Origin of the sequence: Mesorhizobium sp. M7A.F.Ca.US.005.03.2.1 (assembly GCF_003997795.1) — a bacterium.
In the GTDB taxonomy this organism is placed as follows: domain Bacteria; phylum Pseudomonadota; class Alphaproteobacteria; order Rhizobiales; family Rhizobiaceae; genus Mesorhizobium; species Mesorhizobium ciceri.
In genome coordinates this window covers 1-9,728 of the sequence record NZ_RZRP01000149.1, presented here as the reverse complement: position 1 = coordinate 9,728, position 9,728 = coordinate 1, and the positions used below count along the sequence as shown (strand labels likewise).

General features: G+C 64.1%; 11 protein-coding genes and 1 pseudogene. 7 read left to right on the top strand and 5 right to left on the bottom strand.

Going from position 1 to position 9,728, the window contains the following annotated elements; all coding sequences use genetic code 11:
- Window positions 1-472, top strand: a 472-nt coding sequence (locus EN991_RS11185) for a Dyp-type peroxidase (protein WP_127368753.1), incomplete at its 5' end; no start/stop codon positions are given.
- Between the two features lie 41 nt (window positions 473-513).
- On the opposite strand, the gene EN991_RS11180 is transcribed toward EN991_RS11185, so the two are convergent.
- Complete coding sequence (locus tag EN991_RS11180; protein WP_013531009.1) at window positions 514-1,035, bottom strand: hypothetical protein; 522 nt, start codon at window positions 1,033-1,035, stop codon at window positions 514-516.
- A 117-nt stretch (window positions 1,036-1,152) separates the two neighbouring features.
- A complete protein-coding gene (locus tag EN991_RS11175) occupies window positions 1,153-2,565 on the bottom strand; it encodes an FAD-linked oxidase C-terminal domain-containing protein (RefSeq protein WP_127368752.1) in 1,413 nt (470 codons plus the stop codon).
- 163 nt (window positions 2,566-2,728) lie between these two features.
- On the opposite strand from EN991_RS11175, the gene EN991_RS11170 reads away from it, so the two are divergent.
- The gene (locus tag EN991_RS11170) at window positions 2,729-3,208 is read left to right on the top strand and encodes a thioesterase family protein (RefSeq protein ID WP_127368751.1); all 480 of its coding nucleotides are present in this window, start codon (window positions 2,729-2,731) and stop codon (window positions 3,206-3,208) included.
- 235 nt (window positions 3,209-3,443) lie between these two features.
- Window positions 3,444-3,641, top strand: a complete 198-nt coding sequence (locus EN991_RS11165; RefSeq protein ID WP_013531006.1) for a hypothetical protein — start codon at window positions 3,444-3,446, stop codon at window positions 3,639-3,641.
- A gap of 28 nt (window positions 3,642-3,669) precedes the next feature.
- Here the strand turns inward: EN991_RS11165 and EN991_RS11160 are convergent, their stop codons facing one another.
- Complete coding sequence (locus tag EN991_RS11160; protein WP_013531005.1) at window positions 3,670-4,149, bottom strand: Lrp/AsnC family transcriptional regulator; 480 nt, start codon at window positions 4,147-4,149, stop codon at window positions 3,670-3,672.
- Window positions 4,150-4,238: 89 nt separating this feature from the next.
- Here EN991_RS11160 and EN991_RS40845 point away from each other — a divergent pair.
- From EN991_RS40845 to EN991_RS11145, 3 genes and pseudogenes are all read left to right on the top strand, one after another.
- A pseudogene (locus EN991_RS40845) lies at window positions 4,239-4,673 on the top strand (EamA family transporter); the annotation flags it as partial.
- Window position 4,674: 1 nt separating this feature from the next.
- A complete protein-coding gene (locus tag EN991_RS11150) occupies window positions 4,675-5,247 on the top strand; it encodes a sensor histidine kinase (protein WP_348630501.1) in 573 nt (190 codons plus the stop codon).
- Window positions 5,244-5,690, top strand: coding sequence for a response regulator (locus tag EN991_RS11145; RefSeq protein WP_013531002.1), 447 nt, complete (start codon window positions 5,244-5,246; stop codon window positions 5,688-5,690). Before EN991_RS11150 ends, EN991_RS11145 begins: the two co-directional genes overlap by 4 nt.
- 9 nt (window positions 5,691-5,699) lie before the next feature.
- Here the strand turns inward: EN991_RS11145 and EN991_RS11140 are convergent, their stop codons facing one another.
- Entirely contained in the window at window positions 5,700-6,587 is an 888-nt protein-coding gene (locus tag EN991_RS11140; protein ID WP_127368750.1) for a dienelactone hydrolase family protein, read from the bottom strand.
- 427 nt (window positions 6,588-7,014) lie between these two features.
- On the opposite strand from EN991_RS11140, the gene EN991_RS11130 reads away from it, so the two are divergent.
- Window positions 7,015-7,449 carry a hypothetical protein gene (locus EN991_RS11130; RefSeq protein ID WP_127368749.1) on the top strand — a complete coding sequence of 145 codons (435 nt, stop codon included), beginning with the start codon at window positions 7,015-7,017 and terminating at the stop codon, window positions 7,447-7,449.
- 138 nt (window positions 7,450-7,587) lie between these two features.
- Here EN991_RS11130 and EN991_RS11125 read toward each other — a convergent pair.
- On the bottom strand, window positions 7,588-9,728 hold a 2,141-nt coding region (locus EN991_RS11125; RefSeq protein ID WP_164768976.1), incomplete at its 5' end, for a glucose/quinate/shikimate family membrane-bound PQQ-dependent dehydrogenase.

Genomic DNA, 9,728 nt, shown 5'->3' with positions numbered 1-9,728 from the left:
CATCGGCGATGAAGACGCCGACTTCGCCGGCGGCAGCTATGTCGTCGTCCAGAAATATCTCCACGACATGCAGGCCTGGGCGCGCATTCCGACGCCCGAGCAGGAAGCGATCATCGGCCGCACCAAGATCGACAACATCGAAATCGACGATGACGATGCGCCGCGCAAATCGCACAAGTCGCTGGCCACCATCGAGGATGCCGCCGGCAACGAGTACGATATTTTGCGCGACAACATGCCGTTCGGCAGGCCGGGGCAGAACGAGTTCGGCACCTACTTCATCGGCTATTCCAGATATCTTTGGGTCACCGAAAAAATGCTGCAGCGCATGTATATCGGCGAGCCGCCGGGCGCCTACGACCGCCTGCTCGATTTCTCCACACCGCACACCGGCACGACATTCTTCGCGCCAACCCGCCCCATGCTGCAGACGCTTGTCGAGGGCGGACAGGCGAAGCCTGCCGCACGGTAGGCAGGCGTCCTCAACGATTTCAGCCCGCGATCACCGCGAATTCAGCGTGCGTCGCGCTTTGCCTGTGCCACCTTGGCCGCCCTGCGCTGCCGGCCGAGTTCCATTGGCCGGACCAGATCCGGCGCCCTCTGGTTCGCCACCGGCCGCATACCCCTGCGCGCGGTGCGCGAGTTGAAGGCGGGGCCGTCCGATGCCGCCCCTTGCTTCATCACCAATGCCTTGCGCGCATTCTCGATCAGCGAAACGCTGGCGGCCAGTTGCCGGCGCCGCTCGGCCTCGCCATTCAGGCGCCGCATGGCCATGGCCAGCACCGCAAGCTTGAGCTGCGACCCGCCATCAGCCTTCGAAGGCGTAGCGCCCTTCGCCGCGCCCTTGCCCCGGATCTCACGCCGGCGGCGGTGTGCTTCGGTCTGCGCCTTGTCGCGCCGCTCCCGCAACAGCTTGACCAGGCCGGCAAGATCGGCGTCGGAGAGCTCCTGCACCGCCGGATGGTGAGACTTCTCCACCAGATCGTGTTCGTCGGCACTCAGCGCGCGCGCTTCTTCCTTGCGTGAAATCGCCATGGCATCCTCCTCCGCTGGCACGCCTGTTGGCTTCAGGCCCTGCTACCGGCCAAGCCTCGGCCCGAATGGTGGCGCGGTCAAGACTGGCCGCCTACGAACCTTGCGTCGGAAAATCGGTTAGTTTCCCGGCAAGATCTTGCCCGGGTTCATGATATCAAGCGGATCGAGCGCCTGCTTGATGGTGCGCATGATGTCGACGCCGTGGCCGAGCTCGTGGCGCAGGAAGCCGATCTTGCCCTGGCCGATGCCGTGCTCGCCGGTGCAGGTGCCGTCCATGGCGATGGCTCGCATGTTGAGCCGCGCGACGAACTTTTCCGACAGCGCGATCTCCTTGGGATCGTTCACATCCATCAGCACCAGCACGTGGAAATTGCCGTCGCCGGCATGGCCGACGATCGGCGCGATCAGGCCCATCTCGGCGATATCGGCCTCGGTTTCCATGACGCATTCGGCAAAGCGCGAGATCGGCACGCAGACATCGGTCGACAGCCCCTTGGCGCCGGGCCGCAGGGTCAGCGACGACCAGTAGGCGTCGTGCCTCGCCTTCCACAGTTTGGTGCGCTCCTCGGCGACGCTGGTCCACAGGAACGGCCCGCCGCCATTTTCCTCCGCGATCATGCCGAAGGTTTCGGCCTGTTCGGCAACGCCGGCATCGCTACCATGAAACTCGACGAACAGGCACGGGCTTTCGGGATAATCGAGCTTCGAATAGTTCTTCATCGCCCGCATCTGCAGCGCGTTGACCAGTTCGATGCGCGCCACCGGAATGCCCATCTGGATCGTCGCGATAACCGCGTTGCAGGCCGCCTCGACGCTCGGAAACGGGCAGACGCCGCCGGAGATCGCCTGCGGGATGCCCTGCAGCTTCAAGGTCAGCGACGTGATGATGCCGAGCGTGCCTTCCGAGCCGACCAGCAGCCGCGTCAGATCATAGCCGGCCGAGCTCTTTTTCGCCCGCTTGCCGGTCGTCACCATTTCGCCGTCGGCCATGACGGCGGTCAGCGACAGCACGTTCTCGCGCATCGTTCCGTAGCGCACCGCGTTGGTGCCGGAGGCCCGCGTTGCGGCCATGCCGCCCAGCGAGGCATTGGCGCCGGGATCGATCGGAAAGAACAGGCCGGTGTCGCGCAGATGCCGGTTCAAATCCTCACGGGTGACGCCGGGTTCGACCGTGCAGTCGAGATCCTGCGGATTGACCGCCAGGATACGGTTCATGCGCGATGTGTCGACCGATATGCCGCCGCCCGGTGCGTTGGTGTGACCCTCCAGCGAGGAGCCGACGCCGAAGGCGATCACCGGCACGCGGTGCGCCGCACAGGCGCGCACGATCTCCTGCACCTCGGCCGTCGTCTCGGGGAACGCAACGCCATCCGGTGCCTGCGTCGGAATGTAGGTGGTGGTATGTGCATGCTGCGAGCGGATCGCCTGGCCGGTCTGGAATCGCTCGCCGAGCTGCTGCTTGAGGATGCCGAGCACCGCGGCGATGCCTTCCTCGTTGCGTTCGACCGGGTTGAGGTCGCTCAGAGCCATGAATTCCTCCGCGAATGGACCAGCGTCCATGCTTGTTATGCGTCTATGGATGCGTAAAGCAATTCCAGGAAAAGTGTGAAGCGGTTTTCCGTCCGAAATTGCGTCAGAACAAATAGAGTCTCCGGAGCCACGCTCTGTCCAGCACCAGAACAAGGAAGTTTCGATGCCCATCCCCACTCCCTTCGTCTCGAAACCCATGGACATCGAGAAGGACTGGATCGACTACAACGGCCATCTCAACATGGCCTATTACAACGTGCTGTTCGACCGCTGCTCGGACGACGCCTTCGAGGCAATGGGCATGGGACCGAACTATGCTAGGGATCGCCGCCTCACCATCTACACCGCCGAAGTCCATGTCTGCTACGTGCAGGAACTGCATCTCGAGCACAAGGTCACGGTCTCTTTCCAGCTCATCGACCATGACGATAAGCGGCTGCGGGCCTATCAGGAAATCCGCCATGTCGACGGCTGGCTGGCCGCGACTTCCGAATCGCTGTCGCTGCATGTCGACATGTCCGGGCCGAAGGTGGCGCCCTTCCCCGCCGATGTGCTGGCCAGGGTCGAAGACATACGCGCCGCCCATTCGGCCCTGCCGATGCCGGAACGGGCCGGCCGCTCGATCGGCATCAAACGCAAATAGGGCGATGCCGACACGTCTCGTTTCCGGCTTCAAAGCCACACCGGCGATCTAAAATCGCAGAACCTTGCCGTCGACCGGCGGCGGCGCTTGAAGCGATGCGGCGCCCTCGTTAACCTTACCAAGGTTTTAACGGGAACAAGCCATTTGAGCCGTTGCGCGACTCAGCGGGCCGGTCGAAAACGATCTGCATCGAGGTAGCGACACGGGCGGCGCGGCGCCGGTTCGAGGAAAGTGCATGAAAACCGACATCAAGGTCGAGGTGGACAGGTTGGCTGCCGATCCGCGCATCACCGACTACGATTTCTGGCGCTCGCTCAAGAACGTCAACAATGAGATCTTCCACATCGCCAACAACAACGAGCCGATTCCGTTCGACATGATCCGCTGGCGCGCCATCCTGAAACAGGCGCGCATGAAGCGCGGCCACGCATAAGGTCCTCGAACGGAACAATCCCCGCAGGTCAAGCCTGGCGCCTCAACGCCGCCAGGGCCGAACGCGCCACCACCGGCGAGGACTGGATGATAGCCGTGTTGGTCATCGCGTAGGGAATGATGCGGTCGATCACCCGCTCGAGGTCGACCACCGACCCGACATGCGCCAGCGCGATGAAACAATCCTCTCCGGTTACGCGGTCGCATTGCACGATCTCCGGCAGTTCGCGGATGATCTCGGCCACGACGGCCAACTGCCCCGGCACTGGCCGGATGCGCAGCCATGCCGACAGCGGCAGGCCGAGTGCCGTCGGGTTGATCCTGACCGAATAGGCCTCGATGACGCCGCTTTCCTGCAGCCGCTTGATGCGCTCAGCCACACTCGGTGCCGACAGGCCCACCGAGCGTGCCAGCTCCGCCGTGCTGGTGCGCGCGTCCTTTTCCAGCAGGCGCAGGATCTTCATGTCGGCGGCATCGAGATCGGCGCTTTCAGTTCGAAGGCGCTTCATGGAAAACTCCTTTATTCCGGGAGAAAGATAGCCGAAATAGCTAATCATCATCTATATAAATAGGCAAATCTGCCTGCGATACTGATCCGATGGATGATCAAACGCAAGCTCTCGCGGCGACCCCTGCCCCGGGCAACTTCACCCTGGGCAAGCTAACGGAAAAACTGCCGCCGCATGTCTGGTTCGGCGTCAGCGCCGTCTTCCACTATCTCGGGCCGGCCTTCGCCGTGCTGCTTTTCCCGCATGTCGGCGTGCTCGGCATGGCGTGGCTGCGCATCGCCACGGCAGCACTCATCTTCGCACCCCTGACCCGTCCATGGCGAAGCTTCGCACGCGCCGATCGCACGACGCGGCTGCTGTTGCTGGCCTTCGGCGCCTGTCTGGCGGTGATGAACTGTTCGTTCTACCTGGCGCTCGACCGACTGCCGATCTCGCTGGTGGCGGCGATCGAATTCGTCGGCATCATCGGCGTCGCGGCGATCGGCCTCAGGAGCACGCGCAATCTCGCCGCCCTTGCCATCGCCGATGATCTCTTCCCTCATCATTATGCAGCGGCGGACCATACGGGACGAAGCGATCAGGCGTTCGTTGACCACCATGCTGGAGCGCATCGAAGCCCTGAGCACGGTGCATCGGCGGCTTTATCAGTCGAAGGACGTCAGCAAGTTCGATGTGGCGGATTTCGCCAAGGATCTGGTGACAGACCTGCTGACGGCGTCGGGGCGCTCTGAGATCAGTCCGGCTCTCGACCTGGAACCGATCGTCATTTCCGCGGAAAAGGCAACGCCCGTCGCTCTGATGGTCAACGAACTCGTCACCAATGCTCTGAAGCATGCCTTCAAGTCCAAGCCCGACGGAATGTCGGCCGGCCGCCTGGGCATCAAAATGAGCCAGCCCGACGGCCACTTGAATATCGAGGTGTCGGACGACGGCGTCGGCATGGCCGACGCCAACGGCGATGCCTCGTTCGGCATGCGGCTGATCAAATCGCTCGCCCGCCAGTTGCATGCCGAGATCGAATGGCGCGACACCGGCCCCGGCACGAAGGTCGTTATCTCGATCCCGAACGAACCTCAGGAAAAAGGGAATGTGTCATGATTGAGCCGCTCAAGGTCCTGATCATCGAGGACGAAGCGCTGCTGGCAATGGAGCTGGAGAGCCTTGTCGAGGACGCCGGCCACAGCGTCGTCGGCTGGGCGACCTCTTCGGCGGAAGCCATGGCCATGGCGGATGCGACCGAAGCCGATATCGCCTTCGTCGACATCCATCTGAGTGACGGGCCGTCCGGCATCGACGTGGCCAAGTACATAGGCGAAAGGAAGAGTTCGACGGTGGTGTTCATGACCGCCAATCCGAAGCGCATCCCCGATCATTTCGCCGGCGCGATCGGCGTCATAGCCAAGCCTTACACGATGAACGGGCTGACGTCGGCGTTGCGGTACCTGCAGGAAGGCGTGCGCCGCCCGCCCCCCGTTTCGGCGCGGCCGGCCGGCTTCACCCTGTCGCCGGCCTTCGAAACCGCCTGGGCGCCGGCGGCATGACAGCTGAAGTCATTTCAGTTTTTCCCGAAGGAAGGCGATCGTTCTGCCCCAGGCGAGGTCAGCCGCCTTCTTGTCGTAGCGCGCCGCCGACGTGTCGTTGTTGAAGGCGTGGTTGGCGCCTTCATAAACATAGACCGTGTAGTCGACATGCGCCGCGTCGAGTTCCTTCTTGAAGGCGTCGATGCCGGCATTGATGCGCTCGTCGAGTCCGCCATAGTGCAGCAGCAAGGCCGCCTTGATCTTGGATATATCGGCGGCCTTCGGCTGCATGCCGTAATAGGCAACGCCGGCACTGAGATCGGGCGCGTTGACGGCCAGCATGTTGACCGTGCCACCGCCCCAGCAGAAGCCGATAGCGCCGACCTTGCCGTTGCCGTCCTTGTCGCTCTTGAGGAAAGCGACGGTCGCAACACCGTCAGCGATGGTCTGCGCCGGATCGAGCTTGCCGAACATGTCGCGCGCCTTGTCTTCGTCGGTCGGCGTGCCGCCGAGCGGCGACAGAAAATCCGGCGCCAGCGCCACGAAGCCTTCCAGCGCCACGCGCCGCGCCACATCGCGGATATGCGGGTTGAGCCCCCTGTTCTCATGCACGACGATGACGGTACCGAGCTTGCCCGCCTGGTTCGCCGGCTTGACCAGATAGCCCTTCATCTCGCCGCTGCCGCCGGGGTAGCTGATGTCCTCGCCCTTCACGCGCGGATCGTTGTCGGCGACGATTGCTGCTTGCGCCGAATTGGCCGCCAGAAGCGGCGCGATCGCTGCCGCCGCCGCACCTGATCCGGCAAGCCGGGTCAACTGCTCCATGAACCGGCGGCGATCGAGCGTCAGATGCGTGTACTCGTCATAGGCGTCGATCATCGCCTGGGTGATGGTGGGCTTGGCGTCGGGTCTCGTCATGGATGGGCTCCTCTGCTTCGGGCTTCAATTCCCAGCTACATAGGGACCAAGCCGGCATGATCCAGTCGAGCACTCATCGCTGCCGTCGATCGCCTCAGGCGTATGCCGCCGGCCACGTCCGGGCAGCAAAGCCGGTGCCCATGCGCGGCCGTGTCATCACTTTTTAGTCATTGGCGATAAATCCTGCTGGCGCTGCCACAATCGTGAAGGAAGGTGGCTATCGACGGTATCTTGACCGCGTGCCTCAGACCCAGAAGGAAGCGAGACCATGACCATGCCTTCCCCGATCCTCGCCAGCGCGGTCGTCCTTGCGGGGGCCGCCGCTTTGGCCCTACGCTCGATAGTTGTGAATGCAGGCAGACTATCGTTGATCAGGGTCCGCACTGAGCGGAACCGCAACACGAAAACCCAGGGTTGAGGTGACGCCATGAACGTCCAGGACATCGTCAACACCGTTTCGCAGAAGGCGGGCCTCGACCAGGCGACGACGGAGAAAGTCGTCGGCACCATTTTCTCGGTGCTCGAACACGAGGCGGAAGGCACCAGCGCCTCGGCGTTCTTCGCCAGGATCCCCGGCGCCGACGACCTCGCCCATCAATATGACGTCATGGCCGCCGCTCCGGCCGGCGGTGGCGGTTTTCTGTCGTCGTTGCAGGGCGCGCTTGGCGGCGTTCTCGGCGAGAAGGCCGGCGCGCTGATCAACGGCATCGCCGCGCTCAAGGCATCCGGGCTCGACATGGCGCAGATCCAGAAGGCCGGCGCGACGCTGATCCAGCAGGCCGAAGCCGCCGCCGGCCCCGACCTGACCAACAAGGTGCTCGGCTCGGTGCCCAGCCTGAAGGGTCATTTGGGGATTGGCTGATCGACAACGGGCCGATCGGAAGATTTCCCGCCCCTCATCGCCCAGTCGGGCACTTTTCCCCGTCACTATGCGGGGAAAAGATACCGGCACAGATGAGGGGCGGCGCGACCTCTGAAAGATCGCGTTACCCTGTCGCCCCTACTTCGGCAGCGCGTAGGCCATCACATAGTCACCAGGCTTGGTGCCGACCGAACCGTGGCCGCCGGCGACGATGACCACGAACTGGCGGCCGTCGGCGACCGTATAGGTCATCGGCGTCGATTGCCCGCCGGCCGGCAGCCGCGCCTGCCACAGCTGCTTGCCCGATGTCAGGTCGTAGGCGCGCAGGTAGTCGTCGACTGCGGCCCCCAGGAAGGCGACGCCACCGGCGGTGATCATCGGCCCGCCGATGCCGGGCACGCCGACCTTCAGCGGCAGCGGCAGCGGCGTCATGTCGTAGACGGTGCCGTTGCGGTGCTTGTAGGCGATCTTGCCGGTCCTGAGATCGGCACCGGCGACATAGCCCCAGGGCGGCGCCTGGCAAGGAATGCCGAGCGGCGACAGGAACGGTCCCATCACCACCGCATAGGGCGCGCCCTCGTTGCGGTTCAGCCCCTGTTCGCTGCCCCGCCCTTCGTCCGGCGGCGGCACCTGATCGCGCGGGATCAACTGCGACTTGAACGCCAGATAGGTCGGCATGCCGAACAGCACCTGCCGGACCGGGTCGACGGCGACGCCACCCCAGTTGAAGGTGCCGAAATTGCCGGGGTAGATCAGCGAGCCCTGGACGGAAGGCGGCGTATAGCGACGCTCATAGCGCAGGCCCTGGAATTCGATCCGGCAGGCCAACTGGTCGAACATGGTGAGGCCCCACATGTCGGCGCCGGTCAGCGGCTTCGGCATGAAGGTGAGATCGGAGACCGGCTGCGTCGGCGATGTGTGGTCGCCTTCGATCGCGCCGCCGGGCGCCGGCACTTCGTTGACCGCGATGACCGGCTCACCGGTGCGGCGGTCGAGCACATACAGATCGCCCTGCTTGGTCGGTCCGACCAGCGCCGGCACCACCGTGCCGTCGGGTTTGGTGATGTCGATCAGGCTCGGCTGCGCCGGTACGTCCATGTCCCAGAGATCGTGGTGCACGGTCTGCCGCACCCATCGCACCTGTCCGGTGTTGAGGTCGAGCGCGGTGATCGACGACGAGAACTTCTCGACATTGGCACTGCGCCCGGCGCCGAGCTGATCCGGCGTCTGGTTGCCGAGCGGCACGTAGAGCAGGCCGAGCTTCTCGTCGGCGCTCGGCGTCGACCACATGTTGGGCGAGTTGGCGGTATAGGTCTGGCCGGCCGGCAGCGGCGTCGTCTGGTCCGGATTGCCGGAATCCCAGTTCCACACCAGCGCGCCGGTGGCAGCGTCGTAGGCGCGGATGACGCCGGACGGCTCCTGCGTCGAATAATTGTCGTTGACCGCGCCGCCGACAATGATCTTGCCGCCTGAGATCAGCGGTGCCGAGGTCGAGTAATAATAGCCCGACTTCGGATAGGGCATGTTGGTCAGAAGGTTCAGCGTGCCGCCCTCGGCGAAAGCCGGGCAGATCTGCCCGTTGGCGGCGTCGAGCGCGATCAGCCGCGCATCCGAGGTCGGCAGGTAGACGCGGGTCGCACAGGGCTGGCCGGCGGCGCCGGCGGCATCGGCGTAATAGGCCACACCGCGGCAGGTCTGGTGCTGGCGGTCCTTGTCAAGCTTGACCTTGGGATCGAAGCGCCATTTCTCCTTGCCGCTCGCGGCATCGATGGCGATGGCGAAATTATGCGGCGTGCAGATGTAGAGCGTGTCGCCGATCTTCAGCGGCGTCACCTGATAGGTGGTCTCGCCGACATCGTCCGGTCCCTTCACGTCGCCGGTCTGGTAGGTCCAGGCAGGCTGCAGCTTGGCGACATTGTCCGGTGTGATCTGGTCGAGCGGCGAATAGCGCTGGCCGAACTGCGTGCGGCCGTAATAGTGCCACTCGCCGGCCGGCACGTCATTGCCGAGATTGGCGTTGGCGACCACCTTGTCGGTGCCGAGTTCGCCGGCAATGTCCTTCGGATCCGAAGTCATCGAATAACCGGCGACGGCCAGTGATGCCAGCACGGCAAGGATCAGCGGCGCGCGTGCGTCAGGGCCGACAAGACCCCGTCTCGCCCACGGCGTCAGTAGCCACAAAGCGAGAAGCACGATGACGCCGCCGCGAGGCCCGAGTTCCCACCAGTCGAAGCCGGTTTCCCAGACCGCCCAGGCCAGCGTGCCGAGCACGATCGCCG